This window comes from Paenibacillus sp. FSL F4-0125, from assembly GCF_038008565.1.
In the GTDB taxonomy this organism is placed as follows: Bacteria; Bacillota; Bacilli; order Paenibacillales; family Paenibacillaceae; genus Paenibacillus_AQ.
Genome location: NZ_JBBOZJ010000001.1, coordinates 1,690,098 through 1,715,345 on the forward strand (window position 1 = coordinate 1,690,098; position 25,248 = coordinate 1,715,345).

Here is a 25,248-nt window from a genome sequence, read left to right on the forward strand (position 1 = left end):
ATGAGTATGATAGAAGTAATGGAAGAGCTGTTAAGATTGGCGGCTCTTCTTTTTTATAGCCGAAGCAGCCCAGACAGATGTGAGTTCATGCAGCAGAAAGCCGATCTATTCCAGAGCCAAGAGGTTGTCTCCAGTATGAAACGTATAGATTTCAACCTAGAGAATCAGTGTGGTAAAAATTAACTACCTCAATGCTATTTCATACACGGGTATGATAGTATATTGGTGAATACAGAAGGAAGGAGTAAGCTCTAGCTGTTGAATTTGTGTCGTTGTTTTGTGGAAAATAGATCTATAATATGAAAATAGGATGGACCATATGAAGTGGAATATTAATAAAGTAGATACAAAACGATTGATCATTATGGTTATGGGCAATGTATTTCTGGGCATGGGAATCAGTATTTTTAAGCTGTCAGGTATGGGAAACGATCCCTTCAGTGGGATGGTGATGGCACTTGCAGCGTCCAGCGGTATCGTATATGCAAATTTTCTAATCTTACTGAACCTGGTATTGTTTGTAATACAATTTATCACAGGACGAAAGCTTATCGGAGCCGGTACTTTCGTAAATGCAATTTTTCTAGGCTACATAGCTACATTCTTTCATAGTACCTGGCTACATCTGTTGGGCGAACCTCAGCTGTTTTGGCAGAGGGTAATCACTGTGGCCATTGGCGTAGTGGTATGTAGTTTTGGGGTATCCATGTATCAGAAATCGGATGTGGGAGTAGCTCCCTTTGACAGCTTGTCCCTGATAATGAAAACTAAATTACCGAAAATCTCATATTTTTGGCATCGGATGTTTACAGATGCTCTTTGTGCTTTGATTTGTTTCCTGTCAGGAGGCGTTATAGGTTTGGGAACTCTAGTCTCCATGTTAGGTCTAGGGCCCATCATTCATTTTTTTGATGTGCATTTTACGGAAAAGCTTCTGGCAAAAAAGGGTCCAAAAGCGAATAACGATTCAGTTTCGCTGACTTAACATAATGAAGTGTGGCAGGGTAACATCAGGTAGATATATTTCATAGATTATAAGTGGAGACAGCACCTTCGCTTGGTGCTAGGCGGAGCAAGGGAATAAGCAGGGAATACTCTCACTGCAGGTTTTCTGCAAACGCATTCATGTCCCTAATCTAGTAATGCTAACGTACTCGGAGAATCCGAAACCGGCTCTTACAAAATGAATCCTTTTTAGAATCGTTTTGTTATAGGTGGTGATGAGGAGTTATCGTTTTATGTGCAATCATCTGGGTAGGTGTGTATTTCAATCTAGCCGCATCGAAGGAATCGATGGATGTGAAGCCTATCCGTTCCGTGGATGATCTGTTTGAATAATTTAAGAACAACGCTAAAAGCACTTGATCTATGATCAAATGCTTTTTTTTGATAGCACATAGAGTCTACTCTTAATCCTTAAATAGATGTCGACTCTTCCAGAAACATCATGCCATAAATCTGTTGTCCCATGTCTTGTTATCCAAAAAGGGAGCCGCCTGAGCGGTTCCCTTTTTTTAATAGGCTGAATGGTTTGGGGTGTCTTACATTTTTATAGAATATATATATTTAAAATTTGAATTAAAATGATGATTAAGTGAGCCATAATGATTTACTGTGTTTTTTGAAGCAGGAAAATATACATATGTATTGAATACAAAACAACAAAGAGGGAGGATGAAAATGTCATACAGAGAAAAGGAATTACGTTCGTCATTAACCCTAGCTGTTCCAATCATTTTAGACAGGCATTATCATTCTATAACTATGAAAAATATCGAATCCGCCTGGTTTGTAGAGACACAAAAGGAAATGTTAGATTCGACATTTAGTATGATATTAATGAGTATGGTAGAAGCACTGTTCTTGGATTCCTTTGATTACGGCCAGTACCTAAACATACTAGAAAAAGAGGGGTTTGAGCAAGGCGTTTATACTGCAGAAATATTCGGTGATCATTTTGATATCTTACTTGAAATGAGCAAGGACTTAAACTTAACCGCTCAGGGTATTATGTTTAAAATCATTGAAGAAATGGAAGATGAATCTACGATTCGATTGTTTTTTTATAATCGTTTAATGGAATGCAACTGGATCCGGTTTACTGGCTTTGCACAGGGTTATCTGTCTAATAAAAATCAACAGATTGACAACTTACATGAACAAAAAATTGCTCTGATGGGACAAATGGCAGCAGGGATGGCACATGAAATACGGAATCCGCTTGCTTCAATAAAAGGTTTTGCTCAGCTTGTAAATAACAGGCTATATGAACCGGAGATCAAGGCGGATGAATTGCGTGCGTATCTGGATATAACCATCAATGAGATTGATGCTCTGAATAGATTAGTCACGGACTTCCTAGTACTGGCTCGAAAAGGTGATAGTGCGAAGAATAACGTCGTGGTATTTAATATTATGGAGGTTATACATAGAGTTAATAACATCGTAAACCAACTCATACTTAGTGATAATATCATTCTTTCCGTGGATTATTCTCTAGAAAAAGTACTAACGTATGGAAACGCCTCCCAACTTGAGCAGGTAATCCTGAATATTTTAAAAAATAGTATAGATTCATTCACAGCGTTTAGAGGCAGAATAGACATTACAGTTACGACCGATTCTGAGACTAACGAAATTATTCTTATTTTTAAAGACAATGGAGAAGGAATTTCACAGGATAAATTAAACCGAATATTTGATCCTTTCTTTACAACCAAGCAAAAAGGGACAGGAATTGGATTATCGATCTGCAAGCAATTAATAGAAATGTACGGGGGGCAAATTAAGGTGGATTCAGAGGTTCAGGTAGGTACCAGCGTGATGGTTATTTTGCCTTGGGTAAATGATTATCACATTTGAGATTACGAACAGAAACAAGCCTGGCGCAGAAGCCCGTCAGGCTTATTCCTTATATTTATCGCTAATTCCGAAGCATACGCGTCCCTTGGAAGACGATACAGTCGGTTCTACTTGTCACTAAGTTGTATCTCTTTTTCCTTTACAAACTTCTCCAGCACCCCAAAGTCCTCGGTAACTTTTTTAAATGGCAAAGATCCCAGTACCTTTTCCCGGTAATCCTTTTTGGCGGCAGTGGACAGACGGGAATCAAGTATGCTGAGTACTCCGAGGTCAGTTTCACTACGGATCAGACGCCCGGTTCCTTGTCTTAAGCGAAGCAGCATGTCCGGTACAAAAACATCTTTTAAGGGATTCTCTGCTAAAGATGCCTTATGTTCATAGACAGGATCGGAAGGAACCGGGAAGGGCAGTCGGAAAATAATTAACTGCGACAAATCGGAACCTTCGATATTCACGCCTTCCCAGAATACACCGGTACTTAGAAGGACGCCCTTACTTCCCCGGAATTCAGCGATCACCCCGTCCTGGGACGATCCTTCTCTTTGGACATGCACCGCCCATGCAAGCTTCTCGGAGCTTAACTTATTATGAATGTACTTCATATCCTCTTTAGCTGAAAAAAGGACCAATGTCCGCCCGTCCGTTAAATTACAGAGTCTTAGCATTTCCTTGTATGCCGCTTCAAGATAACTTTCCCGGTTCTGATGGTTATAGTATGGGATGTCCTTGGCAATATACATCATGGTGTGGTTGTCATAATCAAACGGTGAAGCCTGACGCTCCATATAATCTCCTTTGTAACCGAGGGATTGCGTCAGATATGCATATTGCTCCTCTAGTGTTTCGCCGGTCTGGCACATCGTTGCTGATGTTAAGATAACAGATGTCTTCCCGTTAAATAAGGTATATTTCAGAAACTTGCTTATACCTTTAGGACAGATACTAATGGTAGCTTCCCGCTGGGTATTACTTGCCCAAATCAGGTAGTTATCCTCCACTCCGGAGAGGACATCAAAGAGGTCTATAAGTCCGTTTATGGCTTCAAAAATATTGTCGATCTCCCGCTCATGCTTGGAAGTTAAGACGGAAACGCTGAGATTAACCTCTTTTAGAACCTGCGCCGCTCGTCTTAAGGAAATTCCGGTTATCTCCGACACTTTTATGCGGTCATTGTCTTGCTTGGCTGTTTGCAGCAAATCCGCCTCAACTTGTTTGAATATATGACCAACACATCTTTTTAAAAATTTGAATTGTGACATTAGATCCGTATCTGCGGATTGCTTGAAGAGAATTTGTAAGGCGTCATCCAGCATGCGGCAGGTTCCCCGGAATGTAAACTCAAGCGTTCTTGCATCTCTAACCTTTGCTTCCAGATTATGAGCTTCATCAATTACGATCAGAGCTGGCCGTTCAGTGATTAAACCCTTTGTTCCCTCTTTTTTCTTGATCAAATCACGGATGAGCAGGTCCTGGTTGACGATAATAAAATCCATGTCGCTGGCGTTAGCGTTAATCTTCGCTCTCATCTCATAGAATGAACATGTACTTTTATAATGGCAACGTTCAAATTTGCAATCATTCACACAAACGTTAGACCATACTGCATCCGTAACCCCGCCTTTAATATCTGCTCTCTCATCAATTTCGTAATTCAAAATACGCTGGGCAAGTGTAGATAGAGGGGAGCTTAAATCATCAGTCTTGAACAATTCTGCTGCTCTGTACCGGCAAGCATATTGCCCCATGCCTTTTCCGACTACGGAGCGAACAGAAGTAAATCCGAGCCGGCTTCCGATGAATCTCAGATCCTTATGTATCTGTTCTGAAAGCTGTATGGAGGATGTTGCAATAATGATTGGTTGCCTAGAGATTTGGTTAATAAGCAAGCTGGGAATGAGGTATGCAAAGGACTTTCCGATGCCGACTCCAGCTTCAATCATCGCGTTTCGACCATGAATGTAGGCATCAGCGATATCTAGAGACATATCCTGCTGGCCGATTCGCTCTTTAAGTCCAATCCTGGGAAATCTATCATACATTCGAAAGATGGCATTGACTAAAGAGGGCTCGATATCCTTTTTTAGCTCCTGCTTCTGTAATTTATAGAGATCACTTAACCAGCTAATGACGACCGCCCCTTTTCAAATCAATGTTCTTCCTAATTTTAGTTTTTTTGGTTTTTTGGTGAGGTTGTAATTATCATAGATGAAGCGCTAACAGTCAAGTGTCAGAATATAGAATGATGCATGTATCCTCTGCTACGTAGGCAAGAGCCTGTTGAATATTCTATTCATAATAAATAGCATCATAAGGAAACTCTAGCTTCTTCATCCGATATTCTTTTGGTGTCATCGACATGTATTCCCGAAAGACTTTACCAAAATAACTTGGACTTTCGAAGCCGCAGCGTTGCCCAACCTCCTGCACAGGTAAATCTGTAGTCCGTAGCAATGCTATGGCAGCCTCCATTCGTCGATCTCTAAGATAAGCGAGAGGAGAGGTCTGCTCCGATTTTTGAAACAACCTGCATAAGTGATATTTGTTTACTCCGCAATAGTCGGAAAGTATATCCAAGGTTACAGGCAATGCATAATTCTCTTTCAGATAGGTTTTAGCCCGCTGAATCAGCGTGATTGAATTTGCGCTTATCTCCTTACGCATTTCCCCGCTCGTTTTTACTAATGTAAGCATCCAGTTATACACTTCGGCAGATAACAAAAACTTGTCTGTTACTTTCTCTTCCGAAATTACCCTCAACAGTTCCCATAAACCTTGTATTAGAGGGGAGTTAGATTCTCTTTGAAGGATGTGGCCTTCTTGTTCTATTACTAAATCCCAGATTCGATTAGCTTCTGCTCCGCGAATATTAAGCCATAGAATCTCCCAAGGCTCTGCCTGTTCTACATAATAATATCGGTGCTTGCTTGGAATTTTGACTAGAAATCCCGAACCTTTGGGCAAAGGAATTGAGTGCTGTTCTAGTTCAATATATCCCTGACCACTGAGTGTGTATTGAAAAATGACATGGCCGGAATCGGGGCGTGTATCACCTGAAAAGCTGTAATCGGGGCTCCTGATCTTCTGCCATCCTATAGAATCTAGTGTCAAGATCGATGTATCGTCATTTCGAAATGCATAAGATAAAGGCTCAATCATTAGCGTTTCCTTCCTTATTAAAAAAGTCAATTTTGTTATATTGTAGCGCACAACATTTAGATTGTCTTGCGAATCCTTGAACGGTAAGATCAGGTTAGATAAAGGAGTGAATACATATGTCAAATCATAATCTCATACTCAATTTGCTTTTGGATGAGCACTGGTGGGGAGGACGGGTGGCAGACGGGACAAATATGCCATACGGTACGGCACTATTTAGTGCAGATCTGACTACCAGTCATAAAGCCAATCAAGCTTCTCCACTATTGATCTCTAACAAGGGAAGGTTCATTTGGAGTGAAGAGCCGTTTGCATTTCGATTTGAACAAGGAAGTCTTTTGGTGGAAGGGAAAGGAGAATTAATTACAGGGGAAGGTCATGGAGCCTTGAAAGAAGTATTCCAATATGTCTCCCGTACCTTCTTCCCGCCTGTACCTAGCATCCCGGAAAAATTGCTATTTACGGCTCCGCAGTACAATCTTTGGATTGAACTCCTCTACGAGCCCACACAGGACAAAGTATTACAATATGCCAAGGAGGTTATAAAGCATGGTATGCCTCCGGGTGTGATCATGATCGATGATAACTGGCATGAGCCGTATGGTACCTGGACTTTTCATTCCGGTCGCTTTCCTGATCCGAAGGGGATGGTGGAGGAGCTTCACGCTATGGGCTTTAAAGTGATGCTATGGGTATGTCCCTTTATTAGTCCTGATTCTCTTACTTTCCGTGAACTTGAATTTACGGGCTACCTGTTGAAGGATCGCGAGGGAGAGAATGCCATTCGAAAATGGTGGAACGGGAACAGTGCGGTGCTCGACTGCACCAACCCCCAAGCCGTCATCTGGATACAAGAACAGTTGGATAATCTTCAGCGCGAGTATGGAATTGATGGCTTCAAGCTGGATGCCGGTGATGTAGAGTTCTATGAATCGGATGATTGTTGTTATGTGCCGACAAGCGGCAGCGGTCAAAGTGAAGCATGGGCCAGGGTCGGATTAAAATACGAACTGAATGAATACCGCGCCTGCTGGAAGCTCGCAGGTCAGCCGCTTGTACAGAGGTTGAAGGATAAGATTCATGACTGGCAGGGGAACGGACTGGACACGTTAATTCCGGACGGCTTAGCGCAAGGGCTGCTAGGCTATGCCTATACTTGTCCTGATATGATCGGAGGAGGTGAATTCCTGAGCTTTACTTCGGCTGAATTAGATCAGGAGTTAGTGGTACGCTCAGCCCAGTGCTCGGCATTATTCCCGATGATGCAGTTTTCTGCTGCGCCTTGGCGTATTTTGGATGAAGATCATTTACGATACTGCGTTGAGGCCGCACAACTTCATTCGCAGTTTGGTCAGGAGATTCTAGAGCTGGCCAGACAATCCTCCTTAACGGGTGAACCTATCGTACGCCATATGGCTTATGAATTCCCTGAAGCAAGCTTTGAGACTATACAGGATCAATTTATGCTCGGAAGCTTCTTACTCGTCGCCCCTGTTATTACAAAAGGAATGAGAACGCGGGTTGTGGCGTTCCCGGCAGGCACTTGGGATGGTGATGACGGCAGCATTGTGGAGGGTCCTTCGACTAAGCAAATTGATGTGCCTCTCAGCAGACTGCCTTACTACAGAAAGCGTTAATATCGTTCCTTCAAAAGCCGCATTATTTGCGGCTTTTTTAATATATAGGCAACCTTTATTAAATGTTGTTATAATTTATTCGATTCAAAGATAAGTACTCAACTTACAGCAGTGGAGGCTAAAGAAGTGAAATTCTCCTTGCGCCAGCAGATGATCATTTCCTTTTCGGTTGTTTTTAGTGTTCTGATCGTCGTCTTTGGCAGTTTGATTCTAAGATACAACTTATCCAGTTATCAGAAACAAAGCTATGATTCTATGAATAAAGTGGTTAAGGCAAATATCTTATTAATTGATAATTATTTAACACAGATTATTTCCGTGTCCAAAATTGTAGCCAGTGATCCGGATATTATTAAGGCTGTTACTTATCGCAACAGCATTGATGAAATTGATTACTCGGTCGAACTCTATAATCAACGTAATGTCGACTCCAAAATCAAACAGCTCGATGTTCTTGGCACGATTACGAATGCCTTGGTGATTGGCGATAATTATGAATATTTGTATTACTATGGCAGCTCTCCGGTCAGGGGATATCGCTTCGACCAACAGGAATGGTTCGTCAAATCTGCATTAAATGTAGACAAACCCATTCATTTTACCAACTTTCATTCATCCGACTATCTGCTGGATCATGCAAACCATCAAACCGTGTCGGTGATTATGCCAATCATCAATGGTAATCAATACAGTGCAACCCATACCTTTTTAATGACAGACTTTAATCATAATCCGATTATCTCTGATAAGAGCGGCGAAGATAATGTGGAAATCGCTATTTATGATGGGACTACACCTATTCAATTTGCTAACAACAGCAATCTTTCCACGTTTCAAAAGAATGAAGTTGCCAAGCATCTAAAAAAGAATGAAAAATCATTTATTATTTCTAAATCCGGCAGTGATTCCGTATCATACCTCATTATCAATGAGCCATCTCTTGTTTCGGGTTGGTCCATTCTTGGGATCATGCCGCTTACGGAAATGGAGGAAATGAAATCGAATACTTCCAAAGTGGTTATAACGATTATCGTAACCGCTTGCATAGGCGTCATTATTTTGTCTGTGATGATTTCGCGATCCATCCTAAACCCTATGCAGAGCTTGTTGCAACGATTTAATCAAATTGCATCGGGGCGCAGAGATATCACTTTTAAATATTCCAAGAGCAAAGAAGTGAATTTGATTGCTGAAACGGCTGACTATATGCTCAAAAGCATCAACCATTTAACGGATGAGATTGTAGAAGAGCAAACAAGATTAGCGGGTGAGCAGCTGAAAGCGCTTCAGCATCAGATCAATCCTCATTTCTTGAATAACGTGCTTCAGTCGATAAAAGCAATGGCAGTAACGGGGGATAATCATTCCATCTCTCGTGCAACGACGCTGCTCGGTAAAATCTTGTCGTATTCGGTTTATAACCCTTATGAAATGGTAGGGCTAAAACAGGAGTTTGAATACACCGAAAATTATATCGCCCTGCAAAATATACGCTTTAACGATCTGATTATTTTTGATGCACATTGTGATGAACAGCTGGAACATTTCTTGGTGCCAAAACTGATGATTCAGCCTCTGGTTGAAAATGCAATCGAGCATGGCTTTGAGAACCGGAAGGAAGGCTCCATTTTCGTATCGGCAGAAGATGATGGAGATGAAATTTATATATCCGTTACAAATAACGGCAATTCTATTGAGATTGCGGACATGGAGCGTATTAATGAGATGCTATCCAGCCGGGATACCTATACACAAAGCAAAAGTATCGGACTATTAAATCTAAATCAAAGGCTGAAAAGCTGTTTTGGATCACAAGCAGAAGTGAAAATGTTATCGAAGGGCGGCATAAATACAACCATTGTTATTACGATACCCAAAGCAGGAAGAGGATGAATATGCTGACAGCAATTATTGTAGATGATGAGAATTTGTCCGTTAAAATGATGGAAAGTATTTTGGATTGGCATGGGCTCGGCATTAGCATCAGTGGAACAGCAGAGAACGGTATTGAAGCTTTGGAACTTTTTTACCGTGTGAATCCCAATATCATTATTACAGATATAAGGATGCCAGGATTGAATGGACTCGATTTTATTAAAAAAGCGAAGCTTATGAATCCGGAGGCTGAATTTATTTTAATCAGTGCTTTTGCTGATTTTGATTATGTTAAAAATGCGATGGAACTCGGTTGTTGCAATTATATTTTAAAGCCGGTAGATGAATATGAGCTGGAGCAGACACTGAAAAAAATCGTTGCCAAGATAGAAGATAAAAAAGCAGCTGAAAAAGATGCGCTGAAAAAGCAAATGGAGCATCATAAATTGGCGATTTACCATTATATGAATTCGGGTGCTAATCCGCTAGCCGCAGGAAAAAGTGCTGGAAAGCTGGAGGTCAATTTCGAAAGTTACTGCTTATTTAACTTTATCCTTAAGGATCAATCTATTAATGATTATATTGAAGGCGGCATGCAATTGGACGCACAAATGCCTTTTATTATGGAACGGATGTCCTCGGTGATTAAAGAGTTTGGGCAATGTATGCTGTTCCCTTATAGCGACTATTCCTGGACAGCCATTCTCAGTGGAAACTGCTCGCAGGAGGATCTGCAGAAGTGTGCTTTGAAAATGATCACTTTATTTAAAAATGAAATTCACAGAGACATTAATGTCTGCTTTAGTCCGCAAGGAACCCGGTTTGATGAATTGCCAGAGCTATATCGACACCTTACTTCTCTTATCCGTTACAGTGCCTACGTCAGGGATGAGCCGATCCTGGGTTACGGCTACAATATAATAGAAGAATATATACAGCAAACGGATTTTTTGGTCTATATTAAGCAGCTGACCGATGCCTTAAACAATAACGAATCGGAGGATGTGGCATGTATTGTAGAAGAAGTACTGATGTTATCATGCAAATCCAATCCGGAATATCTGCACTTGTTTATTGATTTCTACTATACGGTTTTCTGTGCGATACGAGAAAAATTAGTCGAAGAAAACAAGCTATCTGAAGAGCATCATGAAATCCTCAACTTGAGTTATAAGGATATATCGGATATGTCCACTGCGAACGAAATAAGCCGCTTTTTGAATCGGATCATTCAGCTTCTCCAGGGAAATCATCTTCAACCAGCGAGATCTCAATACGGTCAATTGGTTGAAACAGCTATCCGCTATTTGAGTGAAAACTACAACCGCAATTTATCTTTGGAAGAAATATGTACTGAACTGGCAGTTAGTAAAAACTACTTTAGTTATTTATTTAAACAAAAAACAGGAAAAAATTTATGGGCTTATTTGACGGATATTCGGGTTAGTAAATCCAAGGAACTACTGCGAACGACAGCGTATAAGAGCTACGAAATTGCGTATATGGTCGGGTATGATAACCCAAGCTATTTTTCTAAATTATTCAAGAAATCCACCGGTCAGACACCGAATGAATATCGTGCGGCAATTAAGTCATAAAGAGTCTGTCTGTTGAAACCTATAAAACATTGATAAAAGGCTTACCCTCCGGTAGTGCAGATGGGGGTAGGCTTTTGTGATTTAGGATGCCGATCTTAATAAATTACATAATTTATTTCTTTAATCGTAATATATTTGCAATCGTTTACAAGTAGGGGAGAAATTCGCTCAACTAAAAATCAAACTCCTTAATTTATTGCCATAAGTACGGAATACGCTTTCTTTTATGCGAAGAGAGAACGTTTTATCATAATCATGTAAACACTTTCAATCAAATTAAAGGGGGAAACACAATAATGAACAAGAAATGGATGCCTCTGCTGCTGGCTTTTGCAATGCCGATGGCTATGGTGGCAGGCTGCAGCAAAAGCAATCAAACAGAAAATGCGACTGCATCCTCAGACCAGGGAACTAAAACAGAGGGGCAAGTTTCGATCCGGATAATGGGCTACAACTCGGAAGCATCAAGAGCAACCTATTTGAAGATGCTGCAAGAAAAGCTTCCCAACATCAAAGTAGAATTTCAATTTGTCGCGCTCGATAATTTTAATAATGTTTTAAACACTCAACTGCAAGCAGGTGAAGGCCCAGACATTATTGAATTGGGCGGAGAAGCCCGATTGCTTGCCAAAGCAGGTTATTTGATGGATTTGACGAGCGAAAGCTTTGTGTCCAAATATGCAGATGCGGGTCTGACTCCTTATTCTGTTGAAGGTAAGGTTTATGCGACCCCGTTACAAAGCTGGTACGAAGGGATTTTCTACAATAAGAAAATATTTAACGATAACGGGATTCAAATTCCAAAAAACTTCGACCAATTCATTGAAATTCAGAAGGATTTAGCGGCTAAGGGAATTAAGCCTCAAACCATGGGAGCTCAATCTTGGGAGCCAATGATGAAGCAAAGCATTGGTCTTGTAAATAATGATTATTATTCAAATCCGAGTAATAAGGGCTTCGATGAGAAATTTAATAAAGGGGAAGCGAGCCTTGCGGAGACATGGGAACCTTATGTAGAAAACTGGTCGCGTATGATCAAAGAAGGTATTCTTAAGCCGGATATGCTGGGACTGAGCTATGATCAGGCACTGGATGAGTTCGCTACAGGTAAAGCGGCTATGTGGGAAAGCGGTCCGTGGGCAGTGAGCACCATTCTGGAAAAAAGCCCGGATTTTGAACTTGGCATGTTCCCCATCCCGGGCTCTAATGAAGGTCCAGGCTGGTTAGTAGGTGGACCTGGATCAGCTTTTGCCATTAACGCGAACACGAAGCATAAAGCCGAAGCGCTTCAGATTCTCGAACTTACTGCAACACCAGAGGCGCAGCAAGCATTAATTAAAGATAATGCCGGGAGCTCTTTCCTTAAGGGAGTAGATGTGGATCTCGGAGAGATTTATGCGGATGCTAAAGAGGCTTTTAAGGCAGGAAACGTATACGCTCCTTGGACAGCGGCATGGGATTCAGGGAATCCGATTGTAGAAGCTTACGGGAAATCGCTACAAGAAGTACTTGCTGGGACCAAAACTGTGAAGCAAGCGCTTGAAGATGCGGATCAAGTGAATCAGACGATGCGTGATTCGTTGAAATAACAAGAGAAAGCTACAGGGGATAAAGCCGGCTGCTATATAGCTCACCGGCCTTTTCTCTAGGGTAGACATAGAAAGGAGAGACACCACTTGAATATCAAACATAGAGATCGGGTTTTTCTTATGATGATCCTTCCTGCCTTTATTGGTTTTACAATACTTTTTATTGTGCCGACACTCATGAGCTTTGGGTATAGTGTAACGAATTGGTCGGTGTATAAGCCCAATTTCAGCCTTATTGGCCTAGATAATTATGTGAAATTATTTCATGATACCAAAAATATTACAGCGATCAAAAACTCTGTAAATTATGCGTTAGTGATCACGATCATCCAGAATATCCTGGCGATTCTATTCGCAACGCTGCTTAATAAAACAGGATTTGTCACCAATCTCGTCAAATCCATTTTCTTTTTTCCGGCAGTGTTAAGTGTATTGGTCGTAGGGTTTTTGTTCCAATACATAATGACCTCTGCAGATTACGGATTGTTAAACAATATCATTCAGTTTTTTGGAGGTCATCCTGTCAATTGGCTAGGAAACGGTAAAATTGCACTCTATTCTGTACTGTCGACTCAGGTATGGCAATGGACAGGTTGGAGTATGGTTATTTATATCGCCAATTTGAAAAGCATTGATTCTTCCCTTTATGAAGCGGCCAATATCGACGGCGCCAGCAAGCTTCAAACCTTTAGAACGATTACGCTTCCACTGCTGTATCCTGCTGCCTCATTTAATATTTTGATGAGTCTGATCGGAGGAGTGAAGGTATTTGATGTGGTATTTGCTATGACTAAAGGGGGACCTGGTTCTGCTACGGAGACCATCATGACAACATTGATTCGGGAAGGGTTCAGTTCAGGACGAACTGCGTACGCTTCGGCATTTGCTGTGGTATTCTTTGTCATTGTATTTACCCTATCCAAAGTGGTTACCTTCTTCTTGAATAAATGGGAGGAGAGAATTTCATGAAAATCAAGAATAGAAAATTACGATCTTCGTTTACTTATATAATGTATCTGTTGGCTGGAGCGGTTGTATTTCTTCCGATTTATTATTTGCTGATCACTACGTTTAAGACACCGGCAGAAGCCACAGCAAGCCCGCTTGGGCTTCCCAAGTCACTGAACTTTAGCAATTATAGTAAGGCATACAGCGCTATGGATTATCCGAGAGCAGTATCAAACAATCTGTTAATTACCGTGTGTTCTGTCATTATTATTATTTTAATCTCTTCTATGGCCGCTTATGTAATCGCTAGAAGTGACCGGAAAATTTTTAAATGGATGTTTTCGATATTTATGGTCGGGTTGATTATTCCTTTTCAAATTGCGATTATCCCTCTGTATAAAATCATTTCGGGAATGAATCTCATGAATACTTTTCCCGGCATCATACTAATTGATGTTTTCTGCATCAATTTGCCATTATCCATCTTTTTGTTCAGGGGTTTTATTTATACCGTACCAATAGAACTGGAGGAAGCAGCGGCTATTGATGGATATGGAACTTTCCGTACGTTCTGGAGCATTATATTTCCATTACTAAAACCCATCGTTTCCACTGTGGCAATTTTAGATGCCTTGGCAATCTGGAATGACTTTCTGACGCCGCTTCTGTTCCTCCAAGATCCGAACAAAGCGGTACTGCTGCAAGAGGTATATAAGAACGTCGGTCCGTTTTCTACGGATTGGACCTCCTTTTTCCCAATGCTAGTGTTGGCCACTCTGCCTTTGGTTATCTTCTTCCTGATTATGCAGAAGAGCATCATCGACGGTGTTGTCGCTGGTGCGGTGAAAGGATAAGTTATAAACGACAGAAGAACAGCGATCTTCCATCCTTGGAGAATCGCTGTTCTGTCTTTTCGGTCAATTGTGATTAAGAAGCTGATTTAGGAGTAAACGCTCTACGAATAACCTTCGTCAATTCCATTAGGATGACGGCGCCGAGTGCCAGACCACTAGCAATCAGCCAATCGGACATTCCGAACGAAGCCGGAATCGAGAAAATTTCTCTAACCCCAGGCAGAACCGCAATGCCATAAAAGGCAAAGCAGACCAGAACAGCTCCGATGACGTATTTGTTGCTGAACAAGCCAGCTTCAATAGCGGTTTGACTGTTCGAGCGGGCGGCAAAGGTCTGAAGTGTACGAGACAGGATCAGGGTTGTGAACGCCATAGCCACGCCCATATCAGGGGATTGCTGGAGTCCGATATACAAGGATACAATTACGGCTATACCAATCAGTAGACCACGGGTAATAATAGCCTGCATCATTCCTCCGGCAAATATACCTTCCTTGAGTTCTCTTGGATTTCTGTTCATCACATTAGGTTCAGGTTTCTCCATACCAAGCGCAATGGCTGGGAGAGAATCATTCGCCAGGTTGATAAATAGAAGCTGAATCGCCGTGAAGGGATTAATCCAGTCGAAAATCAGGGCAAAGAGTATGGCGATAATCGCACCCAGGTTACCTGAAAATAAATAGGCGATCGCTTTTTTGATATTGTCGAATACCGTTCTGCCTACAGACACAGCATTCACAATGGATACAAAATTATCATCGGTCAAAATCATGGCAGCCGCATCTTTAGCAACATCGGTTCCACTGCCCATAGCAACACCGATATCTGCTTGCTTCAAGGCAGGTGCGTCATTTACGCCATCACCGGTCATGGCTGTAATTTTGCCTTTTCGCTGCCACGCACGGACAATTCTGATCTTGTTCTCCGGGGAGACTCGGGCGTATACACCAATCTGCTCAAGCTTATTATCCAGTTCTTCGTCAGACATGGCATCGAGCTCTTGACCGGTTACGGCAATTTCTTTTTCGGTCATCAGGCCGATATCGCGTCCAATCGCTTGTGCGGTTGTCTTATGATCACCAGTAATCATGATGGTCCGAATTCCAGCCTTCTTAGATTCTTCGATCGCACCATAGACAGCTTCCCGAGGGGGATCAATCATAGCTGTCAAACCTACGAGTACCAGGTTTTGTTCATCCTCCAGCCCGACTTCAGTGACCGTATTGGGTACAGTTTTGTAAGCATAGGCAAGTACACGTAGTGCTCTGCTGGAGAATTCCTCATTGGCTTCAATGAAACGATCAAGAACTTCCGGAGTCATCGGCACTTCTTGTCCACTTAGTAGTACATGCGTACAAAGACTAAAGAGTACATCCGGTCCGCCTTTGGTGATCATTGCTTTTTGTCCGTTAAAAGTGTGTAAGGTCGTCATCAGCTTGCGATCCGAGTCAAAAGGAAGTTCAGCTTCGCGTGGGAAATTGTCGCGTATTTCCTTGTAATCTTTGTTCATGCTGTTACTGAAGGCAATAAGCGCCACCTCAGTTGGATCGCCTAATTCTTTACCATCCTCATTAATGTTAGAGTCGTTACAAAGCACGGCAATGTGTAGGAGGCGCCGGGCTTCCTCAGACCATTCTTCGGGCTCTCGATTGAATTGATCACGATCGCCTTCCGGTAAAAAGTAATCTACAACCGTCATTTTATTTTGGGTCAGAGTACCGGTTTTGTCCGTACAGATGACACTGGTTGATCCAAGTGCTTCGACGGCAGGGAGCTTACGAATAATCGCATGTTGCTTAGCCATTTTGTTCGTACCTACGGATAAGACAATGGTTACGATCGAGGATAAAGCTTCAGGAATAGCGGCGACTGCCACAGCGACTGCAAACATTAGGGCATTCAGGATGGCTTCCGTGGTATCCACTGTATCATTCGACAGCCAAACACGTCCGGCTTGGATGGCAAAGATCAAAACGGACAGGATGATAATCGCTACGCCCAACTGCTTGCTAAAGGTTTCGAGCTTACGCTGTAGTGGCGTCTGCTTGGCTTCGGCGCTCTCAATGAGTTCAGCGATTTTGCCGATTTCGGTTGTCAGTGCAGTTCCTGTTACTACAAGAGTTCCACGGCCATATACAACCAAAGAACCGCTAAACGCCATATTACGACGGTCTCCGAGTGGAGATTCCTTCGCAATGGTATCCGTATGCTTCTCTACAGCTTCGGATTCTCCGGTCAGCATGCCTTCATTGATCTTCAAGCTTCCCGATTCTATGATACGGCCGTCGGCAGGCACAAAATCTCCAGCCTCCAGTAATACGATATCACCGCGAACAAGCTCTCTGGCAGGGACGGTTTTTAAGGCTCCATCCCGTAACACTTTAGCCTCGGGTGCCGACATCTGCTGCAGGGCATCAAGTGAACTCTCCGCTTTACGGGTTTGGATGACACTTATAACTGCATTGAGAATCAACACGAGGAAAATGATAAGCGACTCCATAACTTGACCCATAACAATCTGGACAATGGCCGCAATAAGCAGTACGACCACCATAGGGTCCTTGAAATTTTCAAGAAAAAGCTTCCAGAGGGGATCTTTTTTCTTCCCTTTTAATTCATTGTAACCATCACGTTCCAGTCGTTTGTCGACTTCTGCCGACGAAAGCCCGTTAGCGGAACTCTGCAGTTCCTTTAAACTGTCTGTTACACTATTGCGGTAATACTCCACTAATGATAGCTCCTCTCTGCTGTGCTGTGTGTTTGTTTAGGTCTCATAAGCTTCGATTTACTGCATAAGTGCACATAACTGCGTGTTCTACACAAGTATGGTATATCAGTTCGTCAAATCAGTAGACTTCAGGACCTATCTTCAAACTTACGATTTAACCCGGAGCAAGTTTCATAATATCGAGCTTAGTATGCGCATATCTAAAAAAAGATCATTCGTAATCGTCTATATTGTGAAATCTTTTTAATGAACAGTATTGGATTACCTATGAAGAAGTCTTATTACATGGAAGCCTTAGGGAATTCCTGGATCTTGGGTGTGTTTTCCTATGATTATGGGGGGGAACACTTTTAGTATCGTATAGATGTGGATAGAATCGGAAGGTAAAATAATGTGAGTATAAATATAAGCGCTTACATATGGAGGCGATTAATACCAAGACAAGATGTTTCTGCAATGAGTGTAAAGGGGTAACGCTGTTTCGTATTTTATGATTTTTAGACCGGATTGAGGGCTGTTACAAGGAATTGTAGAATTCGCTAATGCTAAAGACCAAAATAAGAGGAATGCTGCAAATGAACAAAATGCTTAAACAAGTCATCTCGATCTTACTCGCAATCGCGGTACTTATACCGTCAGGTTTGTTTGCTCCGGTTACGGAAGCAGCGACTTCTGAAATTCCTGTACTATTGTATCATCGTATTGTCGATACAGCGACGAATGAATGGACAGATACAAGCGTAGATAAATTCAAGAGCACTATGAAATATCTTAATGATAACGGCTATAATACATTGACTGCAGATCAATATGTGAACATTAAAGCCGGTGTCGAAGCAGCTCCTGCCAAACCGATTTTACTCACTTTCGATGACGGGACACCTGGCTTTGTTACCAAAGCTCTTCCGGTATTGGATCAATATGATATGAATGCAGTTGCATTTATTGTCACTGGATGGATCGGTAAAGGTTATAGCATGTCGCAATCACAGCTTCAAGATTTGGCAACCAACCACCCGAATATCAGTATCCAGAATCATACGGTTAACCATGCAGAAGGTGTATGGAAGACTATGACAAAGACGGAAGCTTCCGCAGAATTAGCTGAGGCCAATAATTATCTTAAACAAATCACGAATAAAGATCCTATTCTTTTGGCTCCTTATGGGGACTTCAATTCCGATGTTCAGGCTGCAGCTGCGGCGAATGGCATTAAGTACTCCTTTAAAGTAGGTTATCCGAATCAAGGGGACCATGCTAGTGGACGTTATTACGTACAAATGGGTACAACATTATCCGACATTACGAATTGGATTGGTGGACCTGCACCTGATACGACAGCACCTTCTACTTCCGTAACCGTTTATCACGAATCCTTTTCGAATGGTAAGGGAGTTGCTACACAATCAGGGAACGCAAACTTGACGACAGTCACGAACAAGGTTTTTGCGGGTAATGAGGACGGCACAGCATTATACGTTAGCAACAGAGCTAATGACTGGGATGCGGATGATTTCGATTACAGCGGGATGAAGCTTGTAAACGGTAAGACTTATACCGTAACCGCATCCGTTTATGTTGATGCTGATATAGCGATGCCTAGCGGTGCCCAAGCTTATTTACAAAGCATAGACAGCTATGACGTTGTTGCAAGCGCGAATTATGAAGCTGGTAAAGCAATCACCTTAAGTGGGAAATTTATTGTAGATACGAGCAAAAATACGAAACTACGTATTCAATCAAATGCAAGCGGAAAAGAGGTTTCATTCTACATCGGTGATCTATTGATTACCGAACAGGTCACTACAGAAGAGCCAACTAGAGAACCGGCGTTACCTTTTACCACCGTTACTTTTGAGGATCAAAAAGCAGGCGGTTTTGTAGGTAGAGCAGGTACTGAAACGCTGACCGTATCCAACGAGGCGAATCATACGGATGGTGGTTCATACGCTTTGAAGGTAGAGGGCAGGGCGATGTCTAAAAGTCGGACTATTATTATGATGAACTTGTCATCGCGAAGAAACTGGGAACCGTTACAGGTTTTGCAGATGATACGTTCAGACCAAACACTGATATCTCCCGTCAAGATATGATGGTGCTGACAACTCGCGCGCTGGCGGCATCCGGTAAACAGGTCAAAGCGAGCGGAGCTTTAAATGTTTATCTGGATGAAGCCAGTATCTCCAGCTATGCGAAAGACAGCATTATTGTTGATCAAAGCCGGAGTTGTGAACGGAAAGAACGATAGGATTGCACCAAACGATACGCTTACCCGTGCTGAAGCGGCAGTAATCTTGTATCGCATTTGGAAAATGTAGGCTTAACTTAGAGAGAAAGTCTTTATAGGCGCTTACAAGAAATATCAAAAAAACCGTAAACGACAGAAAACAGCGATTCTCCCATCCTTGGAGAATCGCTGTTCTTGTTTATCGATCAATAGTAGCTGGCTTCAGTGGGAATTACAATGCATTTGAGGATTGGGAGGACGGATTAATGGCCGTCCTTACCTTCTCCCTTGGCATTGAGCATGGCGATTAGCTTATCGCCCTCGACGTCGAGGTTCGGAAGCAGACGGTCAAGCCATTTCGGAAGCCACCAGGCTTTGTCGCCGAAGACGGCCATTACCGCCGGAACGAGCGTCATGCGGATGATGAAAGCATCGATCAGGATGCCAAGGGCCAGCGCGAATCCGATCTGCTTGATCATCGCATCAGGTGCGAAGATGAAGCCAGCGAAGACGGAAACCATGATTACGCCTGCGGCAAGTACGACGCGGCTGGCGAGATCGTAGCCATGAATGATACTGTCGTTGCCACGACGTCCGTGGACGTAAGCCTCACGCATGGAGCTGACGAGGAATACCTGATAATCCATCGCCAGTCCGTACAGAATCCCGGTGACCAGAATTGGCATAAAGCTGAGCAGTGGGACTCCTGTGTCAAAACCAAACAGAGAGTGAAGCCATCCCCACTGGTACACGGCCGTAGTTAGACCGAAAGTAGCGAGCACACTGAGAATGAAGCCTACCGTCGCCTTAATTGGAACGATGACCGACCGGAAAACAAGCAGCAGTATAATTAGGGATAGAATTACGATGATGCCGATATACACGGGAAATGCATCGGATAGCTTGGAGGACATATCGATGTTGATCGCAGTGAAGCCGGTGACGCCAAGCGTTACATCATTTGCTGATGCGAGGCTGGAAGCGGGATCGCGCAGATCTTGCACCAGATCTCTTGTCTTTGTATCTGTAGGGCCGGTTTTAGGGATCAGACTGATAATAGCAATATCTCCGGTCGCGTTGACGCCCATTGGGGACACCAACGTGACGTTATCATGCATTTGCAGTTCTTGAACCAGCTTGCCAAGTGTCTGCATTGAAATCTTGTCGGAAGGGTTGTTTGGCTGGGCCACAAGTAATAGCGGACCGTTGAACCCTTCACCGAAGCCCTTGGAGATGATGTCATAGCTCTGGCGTGCTGGAGTATCCAGATTTGCCGAAGCGCCAGACGGAATACCTAGCTCCATTTTGGATACTGGAATCGCCGCTGTGCCAAGAACCAATACAACTAGAACAATGATGGCCCAGCGGTATTTCACTGTAGCATTCGCCCAGCGGTGTGAGAACCCGTGATGGGCTTTGTTCGCAGAAGCTACGTTCTTTGAACGTGCCTTGGCGGTGCAGATCCGTTCGCCGACCAGACCCAGCAGAGCAGGCAGCAGGGTAAGCGCCAACAGAACAGTGATCAGAACGCTGACAGCAGCAACGAGAGCCATGGTTGACAAGAAGCCGATGCCGATGACCAACATGCCGCAAAGGGCGATGATGACGGTCAGTCCGGCGAAGAATACTGCACTGCCGGCGGTGCCGACTGCTCGGCTTGCTGCTTCCTTGGCACTTAAATTCTCATCGAGAATTAAGCGCCGCTGCCGGTTCACGATAAATAAGGAGTAGTCGATGCCGACAGCCAGACCGATCATGACTGCGAGAATGGGTGTAATGTCATTCATGTGCACAATATTCGAAAGAGCAAAAGCACCGCCGACGCTAATCGCGACGCCAAGGAGCGCGGTGATCAGCGGCAGTCCGGCGGCAACAATCGAACCGAGTGTAATAAACAGCACAACTGCTGCAACGGCTACGCCGATCGCTTCCGTAGATCCGATGGACGGTGTGCTTTTGAGCGAATCACTCGGAATGGCTGTGATACCGGAGCCAGCCTGCTCTACTTCGGTCACGGCTTTAATAACGTTATCCGGTACAGAAGAAGGGAGTGAGGTCTGCTGAACAGTGAACTGGAATTGGAACAGGGCGATGCTGCCATCGGCGGACAGCATGACGCCTGGAACCGGAGCACCATCAACGATTAGTGGCCCGTAAGGAGCGGCCTGAGCTGCAGCATTAGCTTGACCCGAAGCGTCTGTCTGACCTGCAGCCGCTGAAGGGTCCGCAGCGGCAGTTTGGCCACCGGCAGCTGCTGATGGGTCTGCCCCTGCAGCTTGGCCCGCAGCCGCCGCGGCTTGCGCGGCCAGTTCAGCAGGATTGATGATATAGTCCATGCTGTAGACATCATTTATAGCCTTCAGAATCAGTGCTGATCTCTCCGGCGTATCTAGCCGTTCTCCATCAGGCGCGGTGAAGGCGACGCTCGCCTGACCGCCAGCAGCCGCTGGAAGTTCCTTGACCAGCATATCCAGTACTTTTTGCGATTCAGTGCCTTCAATTTTCATTTCCGAGCTGGATTGGATGCCATTGACACCAAGCAGGGCGCCTATAACACCGAGAATCAGAATCCAGACCGTAAGGAAATACCAGGGTTTGGTATATGCAGATTTGCCCAATCGGTACAGAAATGTAGACATATTATGGTTTCTCCTTTGTATCTTTGAATTAAAAGCCTTTGCGTAAATAAGTGAACATGGAATTTAGATATTGATCGAACGATATGGCATCGGAGTGTTCATCCTGCGCTTCGCCTGGTAGCATGACGTTTAGACGTCCATCCAGAATCGGCACGAACGCTCCGTAAACGGCACCAGCGAGAAGGTGTGTATATCCGTCGGCATAGCGTCCATGAGTGAACTGTTCGAGCACTTCCTGCGCGGCAATCTGCAGGCGGCGAAATACGCTGAGGATATAAGGCTCCAGCGACGGATACTGATTAGCCAGCAATACGAACTGCCGCAATTGATACAGAAACTCGGAAGTGAACTGCAGCTTGAACAATTTATACAGAGCATCCAGCGGTGTTGCATCTGGTGGCAGGTCCTCGAATAGCTTGCTCTGACCCTCTCTTGAAGAGTTGCTGATAAAATATGCGGCCACCGCCTCCTCTTTGCATGAGAAGTAGTTAGCAAAGGTCCGCCGGGAGTAGCCGGCCTTCTGGACAACGTCGTCGACGATGAAACCGTCCATACCTAGCTCAAGCGCAAGCTCGAAGGCGGATTTGGCTAAGGCATAGGCCGTAGCTTCTTTTTTTTTGTCGCGCAGCGTCTGTTTGGGGTTCAAGTTCTATGCAATCTCCTTTCTTAAGTACAGAGGACATTCTGTGCTCTATTTTCTATTTTTATATTATTGCCCAAAGGGCAAAATTGCGCAATGGGCAATTTTTTAGAAGCGAAGAGAGTGTGGTATATTCAGGATACAGGGTAGTGAACCGCCCGAGCTTGTAAGCAGGGTAGTTGTCAGACTAAAAAGAGATCAGCAATGATTAACATCGCTGATCTCTTTTGCAGTTGCTTTAAATAGTGCTACCTGCGGCCATCATATCCTTCATATGCGTTGTAGTACGGCTCGTCATTACAGTGACGAGAAGGGAAGTCCCTACGGCACCAACAACTTGTCGGATGGTATTTGAGATTGCTGTTCTGTGCGCACTAAGCTTAGAAGGCAATTGATTTAGTCCTAAAGTTTGGATAGGCATTAGGAGTAATACCATCCGGTTACCGGCATTAATAAACCCATAATGAGCGCGCCAGGAAGCAGCAGTAAGCCGGATTCCATCGCTGTGAAGCCGCGGGCATTCTGCAGATACAGTAGCAGCATCATCATATCTGATGAATAACACAACGCAACGTACAGATCCCCGGGTACTTCGTACACGTCAATTGCTTAGAGAAGCTGTGATTGAATTGCTGGAGGAAATGGATATTGAGAAAATATCAGTAAACCGTATTGCAGAGCGGGCTAAAATCAATCGTGTTACTTTTTATCTGCATTATCGGGACCTCCCGGATATGTTGGAAAAGATGGCGGATGAGATGGTGGAGGACATTCTGCAAGTGGTGAACAACGATAACGACCATCACGAATCGGTTGAGGAAGAGAATTTAAGGATATTAGAGATTCTGCTTAAGCATATTGCGGAAAATGCAAAATTCTACAAAGTTATACTCACATCGAAACGGAGCCCGATTTTTACAGATCGCCTGTTCAACTTGATGGCGGAGATCATTTCTGCTCACCAGGAGAAAAAGGAGGGCGCCGCTGATCATTCCAAGATGCCCTTACAGAAGGACATTGCCGTTTGGTACGGTTCAGCAGCCCTAATTGGCACGGTTATTTCTTGGCTTCGAGATGACATGCCCTATACGCCGGTATATCTAGCCAGACAAATCAGTATGCTGCGCGCTAACTAGCCAAATGAATACGCTCAAAAGAAAAAGCCGCGCAACGTTGCGCGGCTTTTGATGTGTAAAGAGCGGGTAAATCACTGCACACTGAGATTATCCCAGTTGACTTGGAATTCCTTCAGCATGCCTTCTTTGGTCAGCTTGCCACCGAGATAGCCTTGAATGCTGCTGGATAATTCTTGCGGCATCCCGTTCGGCAGGCGGGTCCAGTTCCAGGTCAGCGCTTGATCTTTATCGGTATAGGCCAGCACCTCAGCACCTAGTGCTCCAAGATCTTCTTCGGTTCCCTTAATGTTGTCGAGCGCAGGGATGAACTGGAATTCCTTGGTGATATATTTTTTTCCCGTCTCGGAGGTGACGAGCCAATTCAGGAAGACCTTGGCCTCCTCTTTGACGGGGGAGTTCTTATTGATCACCCAATTGCTTGGCACGCCTACATACAGCTTGTCATTATCTTCGGGTGTGTCATCAATGGGCATCGGCAGGATGCCCAGATTAAGATTGGGATCAATGCCGTCGATCTGTCCTTGTGTCCAGTTGCCCTGCTGCATCATTGCGGCTTCGCCGCTCGCTACCATAGTGACTTGGGTATTATAGTCGGTCGAGAGCGGGTTCTTGTTGCCATATTCAACAGTAAGGTCGAGTAGATCAATCCACTTGGAGAAAATAGGGTCTCCGGCAAAGGTTTTGGAGCCGTCTGTAAGTCCGGTGATAAACGCTTCGGGATCTGGTTGCTGAGCGAAAGCTACGTTCACATTATGATTGCCGAGCACGAACCATTCCTGGTACCCATTGGCAAAAGGTGTGATCCCTGCCGACTTTAACTTCTCGGAGGCTTCACGTAGTGCGGTTAGGGTCAATGGCTTCTCGGTGATGCCGGCCTTCTTAAACAGATCCTTATTATAGATGAAGCCGTAGCCTTCCAGATTCATTGGCATGCCATAGAGCTTTCCATCTATGGTCATTTGTTCTGCTGCAAGCGGCTTTACATCCTTAGTCCAAGCTTCACCGCTCAGATCCTCTAGATATTCCAGCCACATATCTCTTTCATTGTTGCCGCCGATGGTGAAGATATCCGGTTCATCTCCGGAAGAGAATTTGGCGCGTAGGGAAGCACCGTAATCGGTACCGCCACCCACGCTCTGAATCTCCAGTTTAATATCGGGGTGTTCCTTCTCGAATTCAGTCTTAAGCGAAGCCAGCGCTTCGGATATTTCAACCTTGAACTGGTAGATATGCACGGTTTTGACTCCATTTGCATTGTCGCTGCTGCGTCCGCAGCCGGCTGTCAGGGTAGCCAGCAGCAGGGAGCATGCGAGGAGAATTCCACGTTGTATTCTCATATTCATTCATTCATCCTCTCTG

The 25,248-nt window shown here is 43.9% G+C and carries 19 protein-coding genes and 1 pseudogene; 13 read left to right on the forward strand and 7 right to left on the reverse strand.

What is annotated here, in order from left to right:
* The 3 genes from NST74_RS07445 (at position 1) to NST74_RS07455 (ending at position 2,862) form a co-directional block, all read left to right on the forward strand.
* Positions 1–183, forward strand: coding sequence for a hypothetical protein (locus NST74_RS07445; RefSeq protein WP_042125295.1), 183 nt, complete (start codon positions 1–3; stop codon positions 181–183).
* 136 nt (positions 184–319) lie between these two features.
* On the forward strand, positions 320–985 hold the full coding sequence (locus tag NST74_RS07450; RefSeq protein WP_341111212.1) for a YczE/YyaS/YitT family protein: 666 nt from the start codon (positions 320–322) through the stop codon (positions 983–985).
* A gap of 695 nt (positions 986–1,680) precedes the next feature.
* On the forward strand, positions 1,681–2,862 hold the full coding sequence (locus NST74_RS07455) for a sensor histidine kinase (RefSeq protein WP_341111213.1): 1,182 nt from the start codon (positions 1,681–1,683) through the stop codon (positions 2,860–2,862).
* Between the two features lie 107 nt (positions 2,863–2,969).
* On the opposite strand, the gene NST74_RS07460 is transcribed toward NST74_RS07455, so the two are convergent.
* Positions 2,970–4,901, reverse strand: coding sequence for an ATP-dependent DNA helicase (locus NST74_RS07460; protein ID WP_341111214.1), 1,932 nt, complete (start codon positions 4,899–4,901; stop codon positions 2,970–2,972).
* Positions 4,902–5,148: 247 nt separating this feature from the next.
* Positions 5,149–6,018: an AraC family transcriptional regulator gene (locus NST74_RS07465; RefSeq protein ID WP_341111217.1), complete on the reverse strand. Its 870-nt coding sequence runs from the start codon at positions 6,016–6,018 to the stop codon at positions 5,149–5,151.
* Positions 6,019–6,134: 116 nt separating this feature from the next.
* Here NST74_RS07465 and NST74_RS07470 point away from each other — a divergent pair, with 116 nt between their 5' ends.
* From NST74_RS07470 to NST74_RS07495, 6 genes are all read left to right on the forward strand, one after another.
* Positions 6,135–7,655 carry a glycoside hydrolase family 31 protein gene (locus tag NST74_RS07470; RefSeq protein ID WP_341111219.1) on the forward strand — a complete coding sequence of 507 codons (1,521 nt, stop codon included), beginning with the start codon at positions 6,135–6,137 and terminating at the stop codon, positions 7,653–7,655.
* A gap of 126 nt (positions 7,656–7,781) precedes the next feature.
* On the forward strand, positions 7,782–9,548 hold the full coding sequence (locus NST74_RS07475; RefSeq protein ID WP_341111221.1) for a sensor histidine kinase: 1,767 nt from the start codon (positions 7,782–7,784) through the stop codon (positions 9,546–9,548).
* Positions 9,549–9,550: 2 nt separating this feature from the next.
* Entirely contained in the window at positions 9,551–11,128 is a 1,578-nt protein-coding gene (locus tag NST74_RS07480) for a response regulator transcription factor (RefSeq protein WP_341111222.1), read from the forward strand.
* A 296-nt stretch (positions 11,129–11,424) separates the two neighbouring features.
* Positions 11,425–12,717 (forward strand): ABC transporter substrate-binding protein, encoded by a 1,293-nt coding sequence (locus NST74_RS07485; RefSeq protein WP_042125309.1) that lies wholly within the window; start codon positions 11,425–11,427, stop codon positions 12,715–12,717.
* An 87-nt stretch (positions 12,718–12,804) separates the two neighbouring features.
* Positions 12,805–13,686 carry a carbohydrate ABC transporter permease gene (locus tag NST74_RS07490; RefSeq protein WP_341111223.1) on the forward strand — a complete coding sequence of 294 codons (882 nt, stop codon included), beginning with the start codon at positions 12,805–12,807 and terminating at the stop codon, positions 13,684–13,686.
* On the forward strand, positions 13,683–14,519 hold the full coding sequence (locus tag NST74_RS07495; RefSeq protein WP_341111225.1) for a carbohydrate ABC transporter permease: 837 nt from the start codon (positions 13,683–13,685) through the stop codon (positions 14,517–14,519). The genes NST74_RS07490 and NST74_RS07495 overlap by 4 nt, the downstream gene beginning before the upstream one ends.
* 73 nt (positions 14,520–14,592) lie before the next feature.
* Here NST74_RS07495 and NST74_RS07500 read toward each other — a convergent pair whose 3' ends face one another.
* On the reverse strand, positions 14,593–17,247 hold the full coding sequence (locus NST74_RS07500; RefSeq protein WP_341111227.1) for a cation-translocating P-type ATPase: 2,655 nt from the start codon (positions 17,245–17,247) through the stop codon (positions 14,593–14,595).
* A gap of 542 nt (positions 17,248–17,789) precedes the next feature.
* Here NST74_RS07500 and NST74_RS07505 point away from each other — a divergent pair.
* From NST74_RS07505 to NST74_RS29940, 3 genes are read left to right on the forward strand one after another with little or no spacing between them, the layout of a single operon-like run.
* Positions 17,790–19,340 carry a polysaccharide deacetylase family protein gene (locus tag NST74_RS07505; RefSeq protein WP_341111229.1) on the forward strand — a complete coding sequence of 517 codons (1,551 nt, stop codon included), beginning with the start codon at positions 17,790–17,792 and terminating at the stop codon, positions 19,338–19,340.
* Positions 19,271–19,495: a hypothetical protein gene (locus NST74_RS07510; protein ID WP_445668177.1), complete on the forward strand. Its 225-nt coding sequence runs from the start codon at positions 19,271–19,273 to the stop codon at positions 19,493–19,495. Before NST74_RS07505 ends, NST74_RS07510 begins: the two co-directional genes overlap by 70 nt.
* Positions 19,437–19,565 carry an S-layer homology domain-containing protein gene (locus NST74_RS29940; protein ID WP_445668178.1) on the forward strand — a complete coding sequence of 43 codons (129 nt, stop codon included), beginning with the start codon at positions 19,437–19,439 and terminating at the stop codon, positions 19,563–19,565. The genes NST74_RS07510 and NST74_RS29940 overlap by 59 nt, the downstream gene beginning before the upstream one ends.
* A 172-nt stretch (positions 19,566–19,737) precedes the next feature.
* On the opposite strand, the gene NST74_RS07515 is transcribed toward NST74_RS29940, so the two are convergent.
* The 3 genes and pseudogenes from NST74_RS07515 to NST74_RS07525 form a co-directional block, all read right to left on the reverse strand.
* Complete coding sequence (locus tag NST74_RS07515) at positions 19,738–22,113, reverse strand: MMPL family transporter (protein ID WP_341111231.1); 2,376 nt, start codon at positions 22,111–22,113, stop codon at positions 19,738–19,740.
* A 28-nt stretch (positions 22,114–22,141) separates the two neighbouring features.
* Positions 22,142–22,759 (reverse strand): TetR/AcrR family transcriptional regulator, encoded by a 618-nt coding sequence (locus tag NST74_RS07520; RefSeq protein ID WP_341111234.1) that lies wholly within the window; start codon positions 22,757–22,759, stop codon positions 22,142–22,144.
* Between the two features lie 241 nt (positions 22,760–23,000).
* Positions 23,001–23,335, reverse strand: a pseudogene (locus NST74_RS07525) (MFS transporter); the annotation flags it as partial.
* Here NST74_RS07525 and NST74_RS07530 point away from each other — a divergent pair.
* Positions 23,308–23,889 carry a TetR/AcrR family transcriptional regulator gene (locus NST74_RS07530; protein WP_341111237.1) on the forward strand — a complete coding sequence of 194 codons (582 nt, stop codon included), beginning with the start codon at positions 23,308–23,310 and terminating at the stop codon, positions 23,887–23,889. The pseudogene NST74_RS07525 and the gene NST74_RS07530 overlap by 28 nt on opposite strands.
* 71 nt (positions 23,890–23,960) lie before the next feature.
* On the opposite strand, the gene NST74_RS07535 is transcribed toward NST74_RS07530, so the two are convergent.
* A complete protein-coding gene (locus NST74_RS07535) occupies positions 23,961–25,226 on the reverse strand; it encodes an ABC transporter substrate-binding protein (protein ID WP_445668179.1) in 1,266 nt (421 codons plus the stop codon).
* Positions 25,227–25,248 lie beyond the last annotated feature (22 nt).